Source organism: Citrobacter sp. wls716, assembly GCF_005280975.1.
Classification (GTDB): domain Bacteria; phylum Pseudomonadota; class Gammaproteobacteria; order Enterobacterales; family Enterobacteriaceae; genus Citrobacter; species Citrobacter youngae.
In genome coordinates this window covers 33667-53294 of the sequence record NZ_SZWX01000055.1, presented here as the reverse complement: position 1 = coordinate 53294, position 19628 = coordinate 33667, and the positions used below count along the sequence as shown (strand labels likewise).

Annotated in this window: 16 protein-coding genes; 7 read left to right on the top strand and 9 right to left on the bottom strand. The window is 51.0% G+C overall.

All coding sequences use genetic code 11. From position 1 onward, the window contains the following. Position 1 precedes the first annotated feature (1 nt). Entirely contained in the window at positions 2-670 is a 669-nt protein-coding gene (gene folE, locus FDX24_RS21180) for a GTP cyclohydrolase I FolE (RefSeq protein WP_003027410.1), read from the bottom strand. Between the two features lie 321 nt (positions 671-991). On the opposite strand from folE, the gene fghA reads away from it, so the two are divergent. Both fghA and FDX24_RS21170 read left to right on the top strand, forming a co-directional pair. After that, entirely contained in the window at positions 992-1828 is an 837-nt protein-coding gene (gene fghA, locus FDX24_RS21175) for an S-formylglutathione hydrolase (protein ID WP_137364883.1), read from the top strand. Positions 1829-2106: 278 nt separating this feature from the next. Then, a complete protein-coding gene (locus tag FDX24_RS21170) occupies positions 2107-4092 on the top strand; it encodes a ligand-gated channel protein (RefSeq protein WP_048211167.1) in 1986 nt (661 codons plus the stop codon). A gap of 728 nt (positions 4093-4820) precedes the next feature. Here the strand turns inward: FDX24_RS21170 and lysP are convergent. Both lysP and yieE read right to left on the bottom strand, forming a co-directional pair. Continuing rightward, positions 4821-6290, bottom strand: coding sequence for a lysine-specific permease (gene lysP / locus FDX24_RS21155; RefSeq protein WP_048211166.1), 1470 nt, complete (start codon positions 6288-6290; stop codon positions 4821-4823). A 194-nt stretch (positions 6291-6484) separates the two neighbouring features. After that, positions 6485-7366, bottom strand: a complete 882-nt coding sequence (gene yieE / locus FDX24_RS21150) for a DNA-binding transcriptional regulator YeiE (RefSeq protein ID WP_048211165.1) — start codon at positions 7364-7366, stop codon at positions 6485-6487. A gap of 133 nt (positions 7367-7499) precedes the next feature. Between yieE and FDX24_RS21145 the strand changes: the two genes are divergently transcribed. From FDX24_RS21145 to FDX24_RS21135, 3 genes are all read left to right on the top strand, one after another. Further along, positions 7500-8549 (top strand): YeiH family protein, encoded by a 1050-nt coding sequence (locus FDX24_RS21145; protein ID WP_048211164.1) that lies wholly within the window; start codon positions 7500-7502, stop codon positions 8547-8549. Positions 8550-8614: 65 nt separating this feature from the next. Continuing rightward, on the top strand, positions 8615-9472 hold the full coding sequence (gene nfo / locus FDX24_RS21140; protein WP_048211163.1) for a deoxyribonuclease IV: 858 nt from the start codon (positions 8615-8617) through the stop codon (positions 9470-9472). A 2-nt stretch (positions 9473-9474) separates the two neighbouring features. After that, positions 9475-10563, top strand: a complete 1089-nt coding sequence (locus FDX24_RS21135; protein WP_048211162.1) for a sugar kinase — start codon at positions 9475-9477, stop codon at positions 10561-10563. Positions 10564-10610: 47 nt separating this feature from the next. Here the strand turns inward: FDX24_RS21135 and FDX24_RS21130 are convergent, their stop codons facing one another. The 4 genes from FDX24_RS21130 to hypT all read right to left on the bottom strand — a co-directional run bounded on the left by FDX24_RS21130 (position 10611) and on the right by hypT (position 15034). Then, entirely contained in the window at positions 10611-11861 is a 1251-nt protein-coding gene (locus FDX24_RS21130) for a NupC/NupG family nucleoside CNT transporter (protein ID WP_137364881.1), read from the bottom strand. 95 nt (positions 11862-11956) lie between these two features. Continuing rightward, complete coding sequence (locus tag FDX24_RS21125; RefSeq protein WP_048211160.1) at positions 11957-12892, bottom strand: pseudouridine-5'-phosphate glycosidase; 936 nt, start codon at positions 12890-12892, stop codon at positions 11957-11959. After that, complete coding sequence (locus tag FDX24_RS21120) at positions 12880-13821, bottom strand: pseudouridine kinase (protein WP_048211159.1); 942 nt, start codon at positions 13819-13821, stop codon at positions 12880-12882. Before FDX24_RS21120 ends, FDX24_RS21125 begins: the two co-directional genes overlap by 13 nt. 301 nt (positions 13822-14122) lie before the next feature. After that, the gene (hypT, locus tag FDX24_RS21115; protein ID WP_048211158.1) at positions 14123-15034 is read right to left on the bottom strand and encodes a hypochlorite stress DNA-binding transcriptional regulator HypT; all 912 of its coding nucleotides are present in this window, start codon (positions 15032-15034) and stop codon (positions 14123-14125) included. Positions 15035-15385: 351 nt separating this feature from the next. Between hypT and FDX24_RS21110 the strand changes: the two genes are divergently transcribed. Continuing rightward, positions 15386-16105 carry an aspartate/glutamate racemase family protein gene (locus FDX24_RS21110; protein WP_048211157.1) on the top strand — a complete coding sequence of 240 codons (720 nt, stop codon included), beginning with the start codon at positions 15386-15388 and terminating at the stop codon, positions 16103-16105. A gap of 76 nt (positions 16106-16181) precedes the next feature. Continuing rightward, a complete protein-coding gene (locus FDX24_RS21105) occupies positions 16182-17480 on the top strand; it encodes an anaerobic C4-dicarboxylate transporter (protein ID WP_101741562.1) in 1299 nt (432 codons plus the stop codon). 67 nt (positions 17481-17547) lie between these two features. On the opposite strand, the gene FDX24_RS21100 is transcribed toward FDX24_RS21105, so the two are convergent. Beyond that, positions 17548-17784, bottom strand: coding sequence for a YgdI/YgdR family lipoprotein (locus FDX24_RS21100; protein ID WP_048211155.1), 237 nt, complete (start codon positions 17782-17784; stop codon positions 17548-17550). A gap of 145 nt (positions 17785-17929) precedes the next feature. Further along, complete coding sequence (gene fruA / locus FDX24_RS21095; RefSeq protein ID WP_137364880.1) at positions 17930-19618, bottom strand: PTS fructose transporter subunit IIBC; 1689 nt, start codon at positions 19616-19618, stop codon at positions 17930-17932. Between the last annotated feature and the right edge of the window lie 10 nt (positions 19619-19628).

Sequence of the window (19628 nt, the reverse complement as noted above, 5' to 3'; positions counted from 1 at the left end):
ATCAGTTGTGGTGACGTACGGCGCGCAGGAATTCCTGACGCGTATTCTGGCTGGACTTAAACAATCCGCCAAGCGAGGTAGTGGTGGTAGCGCTGGTCGCATCACGAATACCACGCGCTTTCACGCAGTAATGCACAGCATCAATTGAAACCGCCACATTATTCGTCCCGAGCAACGTTTGCAGCGCGGTGAGAATTTGCTGAGTCAGGCGTTCCTGGACCTGCGGGCGCTGAGCGAAGAACTGCACAATGCGGTTAATCTTCGACAGACCGATGACCGAATCTTTCGGGATATAGGCCACCGTCGCTTTGCCATCAATCGTGACGAAGTGATGTTCGCAGGTGCTGGTCAGCGTGATATCGCGAACCGTGACCATCTCATCAACCTTCATCTTATTTTCAATGACGGTGATTTTCGGGAAGTTGGCGTAATCGAGGCCGGAGAAAATCTCATCGACATACATTTTAGCGATGCGATGTGGCGTTTCCATCAGACTGTCATCGCTCAAATCAAGATTGAGCAATTGCATAATCTCGGTCATATGACCGGAGATAAGACGTTTGCGCGTTTCATTATCCATCTCTTGCACGGGCGGGCGTAGTGGTGTTTCAAGACCACGCGCGACCAGCGCTTCATGAACCAGTGCCGCTTCTTTACTGAGTGATGACATTTCTTTTTCTCCTGCAGGTGGGGCGCCTCTGCCCTGCGTGGGGCAAAGTTTTTAGGCTGTGTCACAGCCAGAACATTGTGCGTGAGGCGGCGCACATAATCCAGTATTCACCGCGATAATTATTGAAATTGGTGCTGCCTTTTAGCACACAGATTTCATATGTCGTTCAACCGGGTGAATTCGAGTGTTAATGTAAAGTTATATAGATGATGAAGTATGTTTGCTCAATGCGGAAGTGAAAGTTACTCACAGTGCAATGAATAATCTGTATTATGGTGAGTTCGCAAACACATTCAGGTTCAACACAACAAGGAGCCACGCATGGAAATGCTTGAAGAGCACCGCTGTTTTGAAGGCTGGCAACAACGCTGGCGTCATGACTCCACCACGCTAAATTGCACCATGACCTTCAGTATTTTTCTTCCACCCCCCCGGGATAGCACCCCACCTCCGGTGCTGTACTGGCTGTCAGGTTTGACCTGCAATGATGAAAACTTCACCACTAAAGCCGGAGCACAACGTATTGCGGCTGAACTGGGCATCGTTCTGGTGATGCCTGATACCAGCCCGCGTGGCGAACAGGTCGCCAATGATGAAGGCTACGATTTAGGCCAGGGTGCCGGATTTTATCTCAATGCCACGCAACAACCGTGGGTCTCACATTTTCGCATGTATGACTATATGCGTGACGAGTTGCCGGCACTCATTCAGTCACAGTTTAACGTCAGCGATCGCTGCGCCATCAGCGGGCACTCTATGGGGGGGCATGGTGCACTGATCATGGCACTGAAAAACCCTGGCAAATACACCAGCGTTTCTGCCTTCGCCCCCATCGTCAATCCATGTCGCGTACCGTGGGGTGAGAAAGCCTTTAGCGCCTACCTGGGTGAGGATAAATCACGGTGGGCGGAATGGGACAGCTGTGCGCTGATGCTGGCCAGTAAACCCGCAGATGCGATCCCAACGCTTATTGATCAGGGGGATAGCGATCAGTTTCTCGCCGATCAACTGCAACCCGCAGTGCTGGCCGAAACGGCCCGTCAAACCGCATGGCCGATGACATTACGCATTCAGCCGGGTTACGATCATAGCTACTACTTCATTGCATCATTTATTGAAGATCATCTGCGTTTCCACGCCCAATATTTGCTGAAGTAACGCCTGAGTGAGGGCGTCAGCCCTCTTCATTTCTCCATCATTCCTTCACTTTTTCTCCTTTTTTATTTCACCACTATCCCACTGAATTAAAAAGATTTTCCATGCTAAACACATCAAATACAAATGATTTCTATTATCATTTGTGTTTACAAAAATTCATACTTTTGTACAATCCCCCCGCTTCTTTACTGAAAAGAGTCCTTAAAAGACAAATACATACAATTGTCATGGCCTTTCACATGACACGCAGTTAGATTCATTTAAATGGAATGATACAAATGACTATACCTCACGTTAAGGCTGTAGCCGCCGCAGTATGCGTCGCGAGTCTCCCATCACTCGTCTATGCCGCCGACCAGGATACCGTGGTCGTCACCGCCACCGGGTTTGAGCAAAAAATTCAGGATGCCCCCGCCTCCATTTCGGTTATTACCAAGCAACAGATCGAAGATAAAGCGTATCGCGATGTGACCGATGCACTGAAAGACGTCCCTGGTGTTGTTGTGACCGGCGGCGGTAGCAGCAGTGATATCAGCATCCGCGGTATGGCCTCGCAATACACGCTCTTCCTGGTTAACGGTAAACGTATCAGTACACGCGGTACCCGCCCGAACAGCGACAACGCGGGTATTGAGCAAGGCTGGCTACCGCCACTGGAATCCATCGAGCGTATCGAGGTGATCCGCGGCCCGATGTCGTCTCTGTACGGCTCTGACGCTATGGGCGGCGTGATTAACGTGATCACCAAAAAAGTCTCGAATACTAAAGCCTGGACCGGCTCCCTGCATGGTGATGCCACCCTCCAGGAAGATCGGGACTCCGGAGACCTTTACCAGACAAATGCATACGCGTCCGGACCACTGATCGACGGGCTACTCGGCGCAAAAGTGACCGGGCTGTTCTCCCATCGCGGAGAAGATAAGATAGTCAATGGTTACAATGAACAACGCCTGCGCAACGGCGGACTCACCCTCAACTTCACCCCGGATGATAAAAATGACATCGACTTCGATGTCGCGCATGAACTACAGGATCGCAACAGCACACCAGGCGAATCGATGGCGGCAGAAAACTGCCGTAACGGTGTTTGTAAGCCAAACAGCAAAAGCTACAACCGTTATGAACACACAACGTATTCATTAACCCACAGCGGTTATTACGACGATTTCAACAGCACCAGCTATGTTCAGCAGGAAGAGACCAAAAACCCTGGTCGTCAGATGAAATCCTACAACACGATCTTCAATAACCAGAACCAGGTCTTCCTCGGGGCGCACACCCTGACAGTTGGCGGGCAATACCGTTATGAAAAACTGCGCGATAACGGCAACCAACTGCAAGCAGCTGACGGTCTGAACAAATTGACCCGCTGGAGTTGGGCGTTGTTTGCCGAAGATGAATGGGCGGTTACCGATACTTTCACGCTGACCGGCGGTCTGCGTATGGATAAAGATGAAAACTACGGTGACAACTGGACGCCGCGCGGCTATGGCGTATGGCACCTGAGCGATCAGTGGACCTTAAAAGGGGGAGTTTCTGCGGGCTATCGTGCACCGGATCTGCGCCAGTCATCCGCAAGCTGGGGGCAAGTGACCGGTGGCGGTCGTCTGAACGGTATCATTGTCGGCAACCCGGATCTGAAACCAGAAAAAAGCCTGAGCGAAGAGATCGGTTTGCTGTGGGATAACGGCAACGACCTCAATGCGGGTGTCACGCTGTTCAATACTGACTTCAAAAACAAAATTACCGAAGTCCGTCGCTGTAACAGCAGTGCCGATCCGGCTTGTACTATTGGCAGCACTCATTACGACTTTGTCAGCGATCGGGTTAACGTTGATAAAGCCAATATGCGCGGTGTCGAATCCACCTTCGGTTGGAAGATGACCTCCGACATCAACTGGACAGCGAACTATACCTACACTGAATCTGAACAGAAAAGCGGTCAGTTCTCGGGCCAGCCGTTGAACAAAATGCCGAAGCATATGTTCAACACCACGCTGGACTGGCAGGCTACGCAGGATATCGGTTTCTGGAGCCGTTTGAATCTGCGTGGCAAAACATCAGAATACCTGAGCCGTACCTCCATGGCGCAAGGCACCCCGTCCTATACCCAGGTCGATATCGGTATGCGTTACTATGCGACCAAAGATGTTCTGCTTACTGCTGGCGTGTATAACGTGCTGGATAAACAGATTGATTACGAGACCTATGACACCGTGCTTGATGGTCGTCGTTACACTGTTGGCCTGACATATAACTTCTAAATTTTAGACCATAAAAACCCCGGCATTCACCATGCCTAATGCTGTTCAGTTAACATAAAGCATCAACATGTGTTGGCGGGGTAATGAACATGCTCTCTCAGAGAAAGGGTTCCGTTCACCTCATGTTCATCGCTTCTCTGTACACTGAACACCCGTGAACGTGTTAAGGGTGCTATCTCCGCACCCTTAACAATCCCGGCTCCCGGCAGGAAAATTGTTGCTTCGCAATCCCCTCCGCTTATTCCTCCAGGCTACCGGGGCGGGCGCGATGCAACATCCCTGTCGTTCACACCCTGAACCCGCATCCCTGCGGGTTCTCCCGGCCTTATGGATACACGTCGGCAATTATCAGCCGGACCAGCCCACACCTCACCATCTGCGTTTTTTGTTTAAACAGCAAAACAGATTTAACTGGAAGTCAGAGCGTTGAAGCGATGACCCCGGTCCGGCTGAAAATCGATGAGGCGTTGACGGTTGACCGGGACGGCCTGCAGGGACGCGTGCCCGGGCCGGGCCGACCCGGCAGGCAGACGGAATAAGACGAATACATCGTGCAGCGGCGATTTTCCCGCCGGGAGCCAGGGTTGCAAGGGAGGCGGCGGCGAGCCTCCCTTGCACGCTCACAGATATCTGTGCTTCAGAGAAATGACACCACTAAGATGAACGGAACCCTATAGCGGAATCAAATGTTCTCCATAATGCTTACCTGGCAAGCATTATGCACTGGATTACTTCTTCACACGTTTCGGAAAGTGCATTTCGCTGTAACGAACGAAACGGGTTCCTTTGGTCAGCTTATAGCCAAACCAGATGATCAGGAACAGCGGGATACCAATATAGGTTGCCATTACACCGCCCCAGTCAATGGTATCCTTCAGGAACGCTTCGTAGTTTTGCCCCAGGGTGATTATCAAGCACAGGACAAAGGCAAAGATCGGCCCCAGAGGGAAGAAGCCTGAACGATACGGCAGATCATTAATATCATGGCCCTGCAACACGTAACCACGGCGGAAACGATAGTGGCTAATTGCAATTCCCAGCCAGGCGATAAAGCCCGTCATCCCGGAAGTGTTCAACAGCCACAGGTACACAGTCTGGTTACCAAACATGGATGTCAGGAAGCACAGACCTGCCACAACAGTCGTCGCATACAGCGCGTTACGCGGTACGCCGCCACGAGACAGTTTAGAGAAAATACGCGGCGCTTTACCGTCACATGCCAGGGTGTAGAGCATACGTGTTGATGCATACATTCCGGAATTACCCGCCGACAGCACCGCCGTCAGGATAACGGCGTTCATCACCGCCGCCGCAGACAGCAGACCCGCATGCTGGAATACCAGCGTGAACGGGCTGACGCTGATGTCTTTTACATCATTGCGCAGCAGGCTCGGATCGGTATACGGGATAATCAGGCTGATAATCAAAATCGCGAACACATAGAACAGCAGGATTCGCCAGAATACCTGACGCACCGCGCGTGGAATGTTCTTCTCTGGATCTTCAGATTCGCCCGCGGCGATACCAATCAACTCGGTCCCCTGGAAAGAGAAGCCGACGATCATCGCCACACCAATCATGGCGGCAAAACCGCCAGCAAAGGGGGCATCACCTGTCGTCCAGTTACTCCAACCCACCGGTTGAGCACCTTTGAAGATACCGATAATCATCATTACGCCAACCACGATGAAGATAATCACGGTGGTGACTTTAATCAGTGAGAACCAATACTCCGCTTCGCCAAATCCACGTACCGAGATGTAGTTCAGCAGGAAGATAACGCCAAGGAACAGCGCACTCCAGATCCAACCAGGCGTATCCGGGAACCACCAGCTCATTACCAATTGTGCGGCCACCAGATCCACGGCGATAGTCACCGCCCAGTTGTACCAGTAGTTCCAGCCGAGCGCGAAGCCAAAGCCTTCTTCTACATAGTTCTGACCGTAGGTAGAGAACGAACCGGAAACCGGCATGTAGGCAGCCAGCTCACCAAGACTGGTCATCAGGAAGTACACCATCAGGCCAATCAGAATATAAGAAAACAGCGCGCCGCCAGGACCCGCCGCAGAAATGGTTGCACCAGATGCAACGAAAAGACCCGTACCGATGGAACCACCAATGGCGATCATCGTCAGGTGACGCGCCTTCAGTTCACGGCGTAGCGTGGGCGCTTCTGTGGTTTTAGTTTCGGAAACCATGTGAAAATGCTATCCATCCAAAAAATGAGGCGCGATTGTAGCAGACGAAATGGCATTCTTCCGGCACAAATGCGCTGTTATAAGAGACCTTCATGACTGGCCGCGGATTATAAGTAAAGCAGAAATGGGCAACGTATGACGATTGCCCTCAGTTGACGATGGGGTGTTTATTGCAGGTACGACGCATCAGCGCCTTATTCAACCTGCTCTACCTGGTCGCTATAACGTAAAAAACGCAGCAGCGAGTTTGAAAGATGTTTTTGGCGATGATGGACGCGCCAAAGCGTGCGGACCAGACGTGGCAACGGCACCGGAACTTCGCTTAACGTTCCTGCCTGCAGTTGTTCTGCAATAACCCGACGCGACAAGCAGCTGATCCCGAGACCATGGCGCACCGCATGCTTAATGGCCTCAGAGTTACCCAACTCCATTGCCATCTGAAATCTCGGTAGATGAGACAACAGCAGGTAATCCACCAGCTCGCGAGTACCAGACCCACGTTCGCGCAGGATCCAGGGCGAAGCCGCAAGTTGCTCCAGCGTCACGGGCCCCGTGGTTAGCGGCGATGACGGCGCGGCAAATACCACCAGTTCATCTTCCAGCCACGGTTCAGAGATGATTTCGGTACTGTGACAGGGCCCTTCAATCAGCCCGATATCGACCCGAAAATCCAGCACGGCATTGATAACATCCTGGCTGTTGCCCACGCTGAGTTCCAGCGGCAAATCGGGGAAATCCCGCCGGTAACCTGCAATCATGGCAGGTAAAATATAGTTGCCAATGGTGCTACTGGCATAGACGCGAATCGCGCCATTATCTTCACGAAAAAGCTGTTCAATTTCTGTCGTTTGCTCGAGCAAGGCCAACGCACGCGGATAGAGTAAGCGCCCGTGCTCATTAACGACCAGTCGCTTGCCGACGCGGTCAAACAGTTGCACGCCAAGTTGCCCCTCTAAATCGGTAAGCGCAGCACTGACCGCTGACTGCGACAATGACAACATGACAGATGCCTGAGTCGTCGAGCCGCTTTTCAGTACCTCAGCAAACACTTCAAGTTGTCGCAGGGTGATATGCATAGTCGTTTTCCACCGGGTAGCCCGTGCTTACCACTTATAAAGATTAATTATAAATATATAATCAATTTTATTTTTAAGCCACTTCACCTTACAATTTTTGCCAAGAAATCATTCAAATTGTTCAGGAGGGGTTATGACTGAACTCGCCCTACAGAATCATCGTCGTACAGTGTGGCATTTTATTCCGGGGCTTGCCCTGAGTGCAGTTATCACCGGGGCCGCCTTATGGGGAGGTTCCATTCCCGCCGTCGCAGGTGCCGGGTTCAGCGCCCTCACCTTAGCCATTTTATTCGGGATGGTTATCGGCAACACCGTGTATCCACAAATCTGGAAAAGCTGTGACGGTGGCGTGCTGTTTGCCAAGCAACATTTACTGCGTCTGGGGATCATCCTTTATGGTTTCCGCCTCACCTTCGCGCAAATTGCTGACGTCGGCGTCAGCGGTATCGTGATTGATGTGTTAACGCTCAGCAGCACCTTTATGATTGCCTGCTTCCTTGGGCAGAAAGTGTTTGGTCTGGACCGCCACACCAGTTGGCTGATTGGCGCGGGGAGCAGCATTTGTGGTGCCGCCGCCGTATTAGCCACCGAGCCGGTGGTGAAAGCAGAAGCCAGTAAGGTAACGGTCGCCGTTGCTACCGTGGTTATCTTCGGGACCATTGCTATCTTCCTGTACCCGGCAATGTACCCGCTACTGGCGCACTGGTTTAGCCCGGAAACCTACGGGATTTATATTGGCTCCACGATGCATGAAGTCGCACAGGTTGTTGCTGCCGGGCATGCAATCACCCCGGAAGCTGAAAACGCAGCCGTCATTGCTAAAATGCTGCGCGTCATGATGCTGGCTCCGTTCCTCATCATCCTGGCAGCACGTGTTAAACAACTGTCTCCGGCGGCCAGCGGAGAAAAAAGTAAAATCACTATTCCGTGGTTTGCCATCCTGTTTATTGTGGTCGCGATTTTTAACTCGTTCCACCTGCTGCCGCAGTCGGTAGTGAACATGCTGGTAACGCTGGATACCATTTTGCTGGCAATGGCGATGGCCGCGCTGGGGCTGACCACTCACGTTAGCGCCCTGAAAAAAGCCGGTGCAAAACCTCTGCTGATGGCACTGGTGCTGTTTGTCTGGCTGATTGTGGGCGGTGGCGCGATTAACCTCGCTATCCACGCGCTGATGGCATAAACGAGCACGACTCCCCCCCATTAACCCGCTATACTCTCCCCTTTTGAGTATGGCGGGTTTAATTTATGAAATATATTGGAGCGCACGTAAGCGCCGCTGGCGGTCTGGCTAACGCCGCTATTCGAGCCGCAGAAATCGAAGCGACCGCATTCGCCCTGTTCACCAAGAATCAGCGTCAGTGGCGTGCCGCGCCGCTGACCACCGAAATCATTGATGATTTCAAATCTGCCTGCGAGAAGTATCACTATACTTCTGCGCAAATCCTGCCTCACGACAGCTACCTGATAAACCTCGGTCATCCGGTCAGCGACGCGCTGGAAAAATCACGCGATGCTTTTCTTGATGAAATGCAGCGCTGCGAGCAGCTTGGTTTATCCCTGCTTAACTTTCACCCGGGCAGCCACTTAATGCAGATCCCGGAAGATGAATGCCTGGCGCGTATTGCCGAATCAATCAACATTGTCCTTGCTCAAACTCAGGGCGTGACGGCAGTCATTGAAAACACCGCCGGGCAAGGCAGTAATCTTGGTTTTAAATTCGAGCATCTGGCGGCAATCATCGACGGCGTCGAGGATAAATCCCGTGTCGGCGTCTGCATCGACACCTGCCACGCCTTCGCGGCCGGTTACGATTTGCGTTCCGTTGACGAGTGTGAAAAGACATTCGCTGAATTTGAACGTATTGTCGGCTTTAACTATTTACGCGGTATGCACCTGAACGATGCCAAGAGCGCATTTGGCAGCCGCGTTGACCGTCACCATAGCTTAGGGGAAGGTAATATCGGTCACGATGCATTCCGCTGGATCATGCAGGACAACCGATTTGACGGCATCCCACTGATACTGGAAACCATTAATCCAGATATCTGGGCAGAAGAGATTGCCTGGCTGAAAGCGCAGCAAACTGAAAAAGCGGTGGCCTAATCATGAACGACAGGGAAAAGCAGATCCTTAAGATCCTGCGACGCAATCCGTTGATTCAGCAGAATGAAATCGCCGATATTTTGCAGATCAGCCGTTCGCGCGTCGCCGCACATATTATGGATTTGATGCGCAAAGGAATGATCAAAGGTAAAGGTTATATCCTTACCGAACAAGATTATTGCGTCGTCGTCGGAGCTATCAACATGGATATCCGGGGTATTGCAGACATCCACTATCCTCAAGCCGCATCTAACCCCGGCAGCATCCACTGTTCTGCAGGCGGCGTGGGACGCAATATCGCTCATAATTTGGCGCTGCTGGGCCGTGACGTGCATTTAATCTCCGCTGTTGGTAGCGATTTCTATGGCGAAACGCTGCTGGAACAGACCCGTCAGGCTGGTGTTAACGTTTCCAATTGCATTCGTCTGCATGGACATAACACCTCCACCTATTTGTCGATCGCGAATCAGCAGGAAGAGACCGTACTGGCGATTAACGATACCCACATTCTGCAACAGCTAACGCCGCAGTTGCTGAACGGTTCACGGGATCTTATCCGCCATTCCGGCGTCGTGCTGGCGGATTGCAACCTGACTGCTGAAGCCATCGAGTGGGTATTTACTATTGCTGATGACATTCCGGTATTTATTGATACCGTTTCAGAGTTCAAAGCGGCAAAAATGAAGACCTGGTTTACACGTATTCATACGCTCAAACCCACGCAGAAAGAGCTGGGCATTTTATGGGGTAAGCCTGTCCAGTCGGATGCGGATCGCATGCAGGCCGTCAACGACCTTCATCAGCAAGGAGTAAAACGCATCTTTGTGTGTCTGGAAGACGAATCCGTTTTTTGCAGCGAAAAGGACGGCGAACAGTTTTTATTGACGCCGCCTGAGCATACGGTGGTAGACAGTTTTGGCGCCGATGACGCTTTTATGGCGGGATTACTGTACAGCTTTCTGGAAGGTAGCGAGTTTCGTGAAAGCGCGCAGTTTGCCATGGCCTGCGCGGCATTATCGCGGGCCAGCGTCAGTATCAACAACCCAACGCTCTCCGCCGATAATGCCCTGTATTTGCTGAAAACCGCTTAGATATAATGCCGGATGGCGCTCTGCTTATCCGGCCTACAAACTTTATTTTATGCCAGTCCGATAAAGAAACCGGCTATTGTGGCGCTCATCAGGTTAGAAAGCGTTGCCGCTGCCAAAGCACGCATTCCAAGTTGCGCGATTTCCGGTGCGCGCTGTGGTGCAATGGCTGAAAACGCACCGACGACAACACCAATTGAACCAAAGTTTGCAAAACCACACAAAGCAAACGAGATAATCGCGATGGTCTTCACGTCCAGCGCACCGCCCGTTTGCAGATACGGCGAGAAGTTGAGATAAGCGACAAATTCGTTGATCGCCAGCTTCTGTCCAATCAGGCTACCTGCCAGCGTCGCATCGCTCCAGTCCACGCCCATAATCCACGCCAGCGGGGCTAACACATAGCCAAAGATCCCTTCCAGAGTGGCATGACCAAAACCAAACCAACCACCAATTCCGCCGATAATGCCGTTAATCAGCGCGATAATGGCGACAAATGCCATGACTACTGTCGCCACACCTGCGGCGATTTTCAGCCCGGTCATCGCCCCACTGGCCGCCGCTTCGATGATGCTTTTCGGTGGTGTCTCAGTAAACGACAGATTCTCGAAGGTAACGCGAGACTCTTCCGTTGCCGGACTCAGCATACGCGCGAACAAAATACCGCCAGGGATTGCCATCAATGATGCCGCCAACAAATAATCGATGGGTACACCCATTCCGGCATAACCAATCATCATTGAACCCGCAATAGATGCCATCCCGCTACAAATTGCAGTAAACAGCTCATTGCGATTCAGGCGATCAATAAAGGGTTTCACGATTGCCGGAATTTCGTTTTGCCCGAGAAAAATCGTCGTCACCGCGACAAATGATTCGATTTTGCTGATGTTCAGCGCTTTCTGGAAAATACCACCGAGAATACGGATCAACAGTCCCATTACGCCAATGTAGTAAAGCAGGCTTATCAGCGCGGTAACAAAAATGATCGCGGGGAGTACCCGGAAGGCAAAGATAAAACCGGCACCGTCAAACAGCACATCCATTTTAGGACCGACCAACGAGCCGAAAATAAATGCGCTTCCCGCATCGCTATATGACATGACCTTGTGGACGCCGAGTGCAGCCTGTTCAACCAGCCATTTCCCCGGAGGGAAATACAACATGATACCGCCAATGGCGATTTGCAAAACCAACGCAGCGCCAACGGTACGCAGGCTAATCCGTTTTTTATTTACTGACAGCAGAAACGCGATGGCCAGTAATACCACCATACCCACAACACTTCTCATTATATCCATAATGAAATCCCTTCATGCCAGGAAACCCGGCGCTAACGCCAGGTTTTGGTAGGTTTGATATTCACGGGCGACCGCTTTCTGCCCGAAAAATTTGGTCAGGCGAGGCGTTGGTATTCCTTCGCAATCTCGCAAGCCAGTACGGCGTTGTTGAACACCAACTGAATGTTTGATTTCAGACTGTCGCCTCCGGTCAGTTCCGCAACCCGCGCCAGCAGGAACGGCGTGCTATCTTTGCCCACAACGCCCTGTTCTTCAGCTTCCTTCACGGCCCGATCGATTGCCGCGTTAATTTTTTCCTCTGCCATGGCAAACTGCTCCGGGATTGGATTGGCGACAACCAGGCCGCCGTTCAGACCGGTTTGCCATTTCACCGCCATCGCGCGGGCAATTTCTTTTGCGCTGTCCAGACGAATACTGACGTCAAACGGGCTGGTGCGGCAGAAAAATGCTGGCAGCGATGTTGTCTGATAACCAATGAGCGGCACACCGAAGGTTTCTAAATATTCAGTTGTTAATCCGAGATCGAGAATAGATTTTGCCCCTGCGCAAATAACCGTGACATTGGTATGAGCCAGTTCTTGCAGATCCGCAGAAATATCAAATGTATGCTCAGCCCCGCGGTGAACACCGCCGATCCCCCCGGTTGCAAATACTTTAATTCCCGCCATAGCGGCAATAATCATGGTAGAGGCAACGGTAGTCGCGCCATTTTTCCCTGCGGCTACAACAAACGGTAAATCTCGGCGGCTAACTTTAGCAACGTTATGCCCTTCACGTCCTAAAAGTTCAATTTCGTCTTTACTCAAGCCAACTTTCATTACCCCGCCAATAATGGCAATGGTTGCAGGCACAGCACCATGTTTGCGAATAGTTTCTTCTACTTCAATTGCTGTTTGCGCATTTTGTGGAAATGGCATGCCATGGGAAATAATGGTTGATTCAAGTGCAACAATGGGTTTTTTACTGTTTAATGCTTCCTGAACTTCTGGAGATATTTGTAATAATTCAGAGGAAAGAGTTAATTCAGACATTCTGTGTTCTCCACTATTAAGCTAACATTCGCAACAGACAAATCAGGGTTATTGGTATATTCACAGGCCAGTGCCATAGATGAGCAACCCTGCGCAAATCGAACCGAATCAATAAAGGGCAGACCGTCTACCCAGCAGGAAGCCAGTCCCGCCATCATGGCATCACCAGCCCCCGTGACATTAATGACGTGAGTTTTAATGGGCAGCGACCAGCCGCTACTCCCCGAGATATCACTGTAATAAACACCGTCCCCCCCCATGCTGAGCACCAGGCGGTTTAGGCCGCGTTCATGAAACCACGTGGCAACTTTGCCAACATCCTCTCGCCCGGAGAGTGCAATCCCACTCAGGGTTTCAGCTTCAAGTCGATTAGGTTTTAAGGTATGGATTTTGCCGAGCTGCTCGCGAATTTTAACGCACTTCCATGCCGATACCGGGTCAATAAACACCGGTACCTCGCCCGCATTTTCCAACACCCATGTCAGCGCGTCTTCACTGATATTACAGTCAGCGACAATGACTTTTGCTGCACGAATAAAATCACGATGTTGCGACAAAAAATCCGCTGAAATGTGGTCGGTAATACTCATATCATTTATGGCAACCAGCATCTCACCGGTATTATCAAGCAGCGACAAATAACTTGATGTATTTTCTCCAGCAACAATCAGGCATTTTTCGACATGAACGCCAGATTGATTAGTTTGCGCCAGCAGTGATTGTCCATAGAAATCGTTACCAACAGCGGTCAGTAACCATGAATCTTTTCCCAGCAGCGCCAAATTATGAGCGATATTGCGTCCCACGCCGCCTGGCGTAAATTTTATTTTCCCTGGATTCGAGTCCGCATAATTCAGAGAAGCATGCGAATACCCGGCGACATCCATATTAGCCGAGCCAATGGTTACTATGTATTCCTTTTCACGCATAGCACGTCCCCTGGCAATATAATTACCAATAATGAGTTCGTCAAAAATAACCATTGCTACAGCAAAGGTTATTAGAGCACATGTTCACTATCAAACATGTGTTCATGTTAGCCAGGTTTTTTGTAAAGTAAATCCATCCGCAAGATCTAAAACAAATAGATATGAACAGAGTCACAATTTTTTATAGATACAGTTTGCAAGGGAGAGAAAAAATGAGAGGCAGAACACAAATTGAGCAAACCAGAAAAAAACCTCCGGATAACCGGAGGTTTTTCAGATGTGCCAGGCAGACTGGTGTGTATTAACTGAGCGAAACCAGGTCCTCCGGCATGTGGTTGTACAAAATCCGCCAGAAGTGCTCAGCCGTTTTATTCAAGCGGGTATCCATCCGGTAAATATAGGCCTGAATAGGCACCATCAGTTCCGGCGTCTGCAGACAAACCAGCCGCTTGTCACGCAGTTCGTTTACGATAGTCCACGCCGGCAGCCAGGCGATACCATGGCCATCTAATGCCATATTTTTCAATAACTCACTCATCGAAGACATAAACAGTGTACGAGCAGAAATACCGCCCACTTCCGCCAGATGACGGTTTACCAATCTTCCCATGTAGGATGTACTGGTATAGTTCAGAATCGGCACCTGCGGCTGATAGATATCAAACAACGCCTTCCCCTTCGCATCAGCCGCACAAACGGGATACAACTCAGACTCAAAAACCTTCAAACCGCAGAAGGGTGACTGCATTAAATCTTCATCCCGAAAAGAGATAATAAAATCACTTTTCCCTTCACGCAGGGTATTCACCGCTTGCACCACATCAATCGCCTCGACGTGATAAACAAACTCTTCCCCCCAGGCCGCCATTGAGTGCACTAATCTGGGCAACATCGTCAGCGACAGAGAATGTGCCGCCGCTATTTTAATATTGGGAACCCCAAGCAGGTTGTGCCCACTTAGCTCATCCAGATTGCATTCCAGCTGTTGCAGCAGGCTACGGGTTTGCGAATGGAATAGCTTGCCCTCCTCCGTGAGTTGCAGTGGACTCGTCGTGCGATCAAAAAGCTGTACTCCCACGGCGGATTCGAGCGCCTTGATCCGCCTGCTAAATGCCGGTTGGGATATATTGCGTTCCTCAGCCGCCTGGGAAAAATGACGACACGCCTCCAGCGTCAGGAAATCATATAACCATTTTGTCTCAATATTTTTCATGCCTGTCACGCGGATGTTTAAATAGGGTGATTAACCTAAAACATCATGCCAGAGGCGTTCCAGAGATGATATTGGCGATTAGCCACTGATGATTCGTTTTTTGCATCAAGCCTTCGTTTTTGGCATTAACATGTTGGCTTCGCCATTCAGTCATCCCCCTTCTCTGCAGGCAAAACTTCAGGTTTCGCACGTTTTCCGAACCTCATGGGAGGACGAAAGAAACTACAGTCATGCAGTTTTTGCATTTAGACAAACATTATTGCATTTCTCCTCTCGACTCTCTGCTGTTAAACATTAGGGCAAGATAAAAACAGCCTGAATATTATTTAACGGTAAATCGAGGTATATATCGTGAAAGGTTTAATTGGTGTACTGGGTGGTATGGGGCCAGCGGCAACCGTCGATCTCTTTAATAAATTCGTCACCTTTACCGCGGCACAACGTGACCAGGAACATATCCCATTAATTATTTCATCTATTCCTGACATTCCTGACCGAACTGACGCGTTAATGCATCATGGTAATTCCCCACTCCCGGCAATGCGCGATTATATGCATAAACTCGAAGATGCTGGCGCTGAGTGTATTGTCATCCCCTGTAATACCGCCCACTTTTGGTTTAATGAATTAAAAGAGTGCTGTCACACAGAGCTGCTCAGTATCGTTGAAACGACCATCAGCGAGGTCAGGAACTGTGGAAAATCACGTATTGGACTACTCGCCACCAATGCCACCTTGTACATGGGTCTCTATCAAAAAGGCATTGAATCTCTTGGGTTAACCTGCATCAGTCCTGACTCTGCCAGTCAGGAAAAAGTGATGGAAAGTATCTATTGCTTAAAAGCCGGTGATGTTAAGCGGGCGCAAACGCTGATGAATGAACAGGCTCAAGCACTCTTCTCTCGCGGCGCACAAGTTATCGTACTGGGATGTACTGAAGTTCCCGTCATCCTTGCTGAGGCTGTCAAAACGTCACCTGAAAAATATATTGATTCAACCGGTTCGTTGGTTCGCGCCGGTATTAAATGGTACGAGAAACGCGTTGGTAAAGATCATCTTTTAGTGCAATGAAAATCTATGCCTGGCTAATTATTGAATTAAATAAACACCCATTTTAATAACGAATTATTCTCTGGCGGAGGCCATTATGATTTGGCTGGAAATTATCGTAGTGTTGGGCGCAATATTTTTTGGTATCCGCTTCGGCGGTATTGGTATTGGTTTATGTGGCGGGCTGGGGCTGGCTATTTTAACACTGGGATTTGGGTTGCAAATTGGTTCGCCACCCGTTGACGTGATTCTCATTATTATGACGGTGGTAGTGGCTGCCTCAGCACTACAGGCCGCGGGTGGTATGGATTATCTGGTACGCGTTGCCGGGAACTTTATGCGGCGTAACCCTAAATATATCAATGTTATTGCGCCCATTATTACCTGGTCGATGACCATTATGGCGGGGACCGGATTTATTGTCTTCTCTACCCTACCGGTCATTGCCGAAGTAGCAAAAGAGTCCGGTATCCGCCCCTCACGCACGCTCGCAGGATCCGTCGTCGCCTCCCAGGTGGCAATATCCGGCTCGCCGATCAGCGCTGCAATGGCCGCAATGTTGACCATCATGGAGGGAAACGGCGTCAGCTTTATACAGGTCATGGCAGTATGCCTGCCGGCCTCGTTCGTTGCCGCAATGGTGGCGGCATTAATCGCTTCACGCCAGGGGTGCGAGCTACAGGATGATGAAGTGTATCTGCAACGCCTGCAAAAAGGTCTGGTCCGTAAATATGAAAGCCAGAGTAGCACGACGCCGGGTGCCGTGCTTTCCGTTGCCCTGTTTATGCTGGCAACGGTCGTCATCGTTATTCTTGCAGCATGTCCTCAACTACGTCCTGGATTCGATGCAGGTAACCCAATGAATACCCGGGATATCATCATTATCTGCATGTTATCTGCCGCTTGTCTGATGGTCGTACTGTGCAAAACATCGACAGATGCCATTGTACTGACATCCACTTTTCGAGCAGGTATGAGTTCGCTGGCCGTCATTCTCGGCATTGTTACACTGGGAACCACATTCATTGACGCACACTTAGCGGAAATTAAAGACATCGCGGGTAATATTCTACAGGCCTACCCGATGCTGTTGGCTCTGGTACTGTTTGGGACCTGCGCGCTGCTCTATTCGCAGGGAGCCACCACGCCGCTGATTATCCCGCTTGCCGTCGCGCTCGGCGTACCCACCTGGGCCATTCTGGCTTCCTACGTGGCAGTGACAGGTGTGTTTGTTCTACCCACATACCCCACTTCACTGGCGGCAATGGAGTTCGACACCACCGGGACAACGCGCGTGGGCAAATATGTCTTAAACCATCCGTTTATGTTGCCAGGACTGGGTGGGATCATCGCGGGCGTTGCCTTTGGTTTTATCATCGCGCCAATGATTGCCTGACCCGTTTTATTCAGGGGGCCGAAAGCGATATCGCCTCCTGAATACTTCGCGACTTACCTGACCTGGCTCACCATAGCAATACCGTCTTACCTTTATCTATTTGCTTCACATCGCTGCTTTTAATCACGCGGTGATAGCCATAGGTATCAGCATATTTTGTCAGTCCAGTCCCGGAATCCTGCTCAGGCTTGCCTTGCGTCTCTATCGTTGCCCCTGATGTTGTTGTCATCACCCAGGTGGTTGAGCACCCCGTAAGCAACAGCGTAGCGAGTGACAGAGAGGCAAAAATGTGCGTTTTTTTCATATTCGATTTCCGTGACGAGTTTGATTTAAGGGCACTTTATCGAATTTGGTTAAGACAGGATGGATTATTGTGGCGGTGCCGCAACTGCCGGGATCAAAGAATAAAAAAGGGCAGAGAAATCTCTGCCCAGGGAAGTAAAGAAGAGTTAGGCTACTTTCGCGACAGCGTCCACTTCCGGGCGCTTCAGCACCGCGTAGGAGAGACCGGCCACCAGCGTACCAGCAACAATCGCCAACAGGTAACCCAGTACAGGGGTAATGGCGCCTGGGATCAGCAGTACAAATAGTCCGCCGTGTGGCGCCATCAACTTCGCACCCACAGCCATTGAGATTGCTCCCGTCACCGCGCCACCGACGATACAGCATGGCAGAACACGCATCGGATCGCGTGCCGCGAACGGAATTGCCCCTTCGGTGATAAAGCATAAACCCAGAACCAGCGCCGCTTTGCCACCTTCCTGTTGTGCTTTGTCGAACTTGCGACGCGCAACCAGCGTTGCCAGACCCAGCGCCAACGGTGGCACCATACCTGCCGCCATAATGGCTGCCATCGGTGCATAAGTTTGCGTACTCAGCAGCCCCACCCCAAACGCGTAGGCCGCTTTGTTCACCGGACCGCCCATGTCGGTACACATCATGCCGCCAAGAATAGCGCCAAGCAGAACCGCATTCGCCGTCCCCATGGTTTGCAGCCAGTGAGTCAGGCCTTCCAGAATGCCCGCAACCGGTTTACCAATCAGGTAAATCATTGCCAGACCAACGACCAGGCTCGAAAGCAGCGGAATAATCAGAATCGGTTTCAGCGCTTCCATACTCTGTGGGAGTTTCAACTTCGTGCTGATGAGCTTCGCCACATAACCGGCAAGGAAACCGGCGATAATCCCACCGATAAAGCCAGAACCGGTGCTTACCGCCAGCATACCGCCAATAAGACCCGGCGTCAGACCTGGGCGGTCAGCGATAGAAAATGCAATGTAACCTGCCAGAACGGGCACCATCAGTGCGAAGGCTGAGCCCCCACCAATCTGCATCAGTGCTGCCGCAAGCGTTCCCTGCTCTTTGAATGCTTCAATACCAAAGGCGAATGACAGCGCAATACACAGACCGCCCGCAACCACCATCGGCAGCATGTAAGACACACCGGTCAGCAGGTGACGATACGCGCCCGCGCCCTCTTTTTTTCCTTCGGTGGCCGCAGTCTGATTTTTCCCGGCTGGCTGATACGGGGTCGCTTCATCCAGCGCTTTATCCAGTTCCTGCTTCGTTTTCTTCAGCGCCAGGCCCGTAGACGTGCGATACATCGGTTTTCCAGCAAATTTCGCCAGATCAACCTCAATATCAGCCGCCACAATCACCAGATCGGCCTCGGCAACCTCTTCCGGCGTAATGGCATTACCTGCCCCTACTGAGCCGCGGGTTTCCACTTTCACCCACCAGCCGCGTTTTTTCGCTTCGGTTTCGATAGCTTCAGCAGCCATAAACGTATGTGCGACGCCTGTCGGACAGGCTGTCACTGCCACCACACGTTTTGGACCATTGCTTTCCGCTGGCGTTGCCACAACCGGCGCACTATATGGCTGCGCATGACCTTTTGCTTCACTGAGAAAAAGCTCGGGATGCGCAACCGCACGACCGATGTCACCCAGCCAGACTTTTTTGCCGTTCAGCGAATTGTCGACAGGCAGCTTATCGCCCAGGACAATCGCCAGCTCTGCATCATTTGGATTGTCGATGATCTCCAGATGCGCTTTCTGTGCCGCCGCTCCAAGCAGGGTTTTCGCCATATAGGCGCGAGCCTGGCCGAGATTAGCGTCAATAATCAGCAGCGTTTTCATTATGCCTCTC

Coding starts and splice junctions, on each gene's coding strand:
- FDX24_RS21100 (WP_048211155.1), bottom strand. CDS start 17,784: ATGAAAAAAACGCACATTTTTGCCTCTCTGTCACTCGCTACGCTGTTG.
- nfo (WP_048211163.1), top strand. CDS start 8,615: ATGAAATATATTGGAGCGCACGTAAGCGCCGCTGGCGGTCTGGCTAAC.
- fghA (WP_137364883.1), top strand. CDS start 992: ATGGAAATGCTTGAAGAGCACCGCTGTTTTGAAGGCTGGCAACAACGC.
- lysP (WP_048211166.1), bottom strand. CDS start 6,290: ATGGTTTCCGAAACTAAAACCACAGAAGCGCCCACGCTACGCCGTGAA.
- folE (WP_003027410.1), bottom strand. CDS start 670: ATGTCATCACTCAGTAAAGAAGCGGCACTGGTTCATGAAGCGCTGGTC.
- FDX24_RS21145 (WP_048211164.1), top strand. CDS start 7,500: ATGACTGAACTCGCCCTACAGAATCATCGTCGTACAGTGTGGCATTTT.
- FDX24_RS21170 (WP_048211167.1), top strand. CDS start 2,107: ATGACTATACCTCACGTTAAGGCTGTAGCCGCCGCAGTATGCGTCGCG.
- FDX24_RS21135 (WP_048211162.1), top strand. CDS start 9,475: ATGAACGACAGGGAAAAGCAGATCCTTAAGATCCTGCGACGCAATCCG.
- fruA (WP_137364880.1), bottom strand. CDS start 19,618: ATGAAAACGCTGCTGATTATTGACGCTAATCTCGGCCAGGCTCGCGCC.
- FDX24_RS21105 (WP_101741562.1), top strand. CDS start 16,182: ATGATTTGGCTGGAAATTATCGTAGTGTTGGGCGCAATATTTTTTGGT.
- FDX24_RS21120 (WP_048211159.1), bottom strand. CDS start 13,821: ATGCGTGAAAAGGAATACATAGTAACCATTGGCTCGGCTAATATGGAT.
- hypT (WP_048211158.1), bottom strand. CDS start 15,034: ATGAAAAATATTGAGACAAAATGGTTATATGATTTCCTGACGCTGGAG.
- yieE (WP_048211165.1), bottom strand. CDS start 7,366: ATGCATATCACCCTGCGACAACTTGAAGTGTTTGCTGAGGTACTGAAA.
- FDX24_RS21125 (WP_048211160.1), bottom strand. CDS start 12,892: ATGTCTGAATTAACTCTTTCCTCTGAATTATTACAAATATCTCCAGAA.
- FDX24_RS21130 (WP_137364881.1), bottom strand. CDS start 11,861: ATGGATATAATGAGAAGTGTTGTGGGTATGGTGGTATTACTGGCCATC.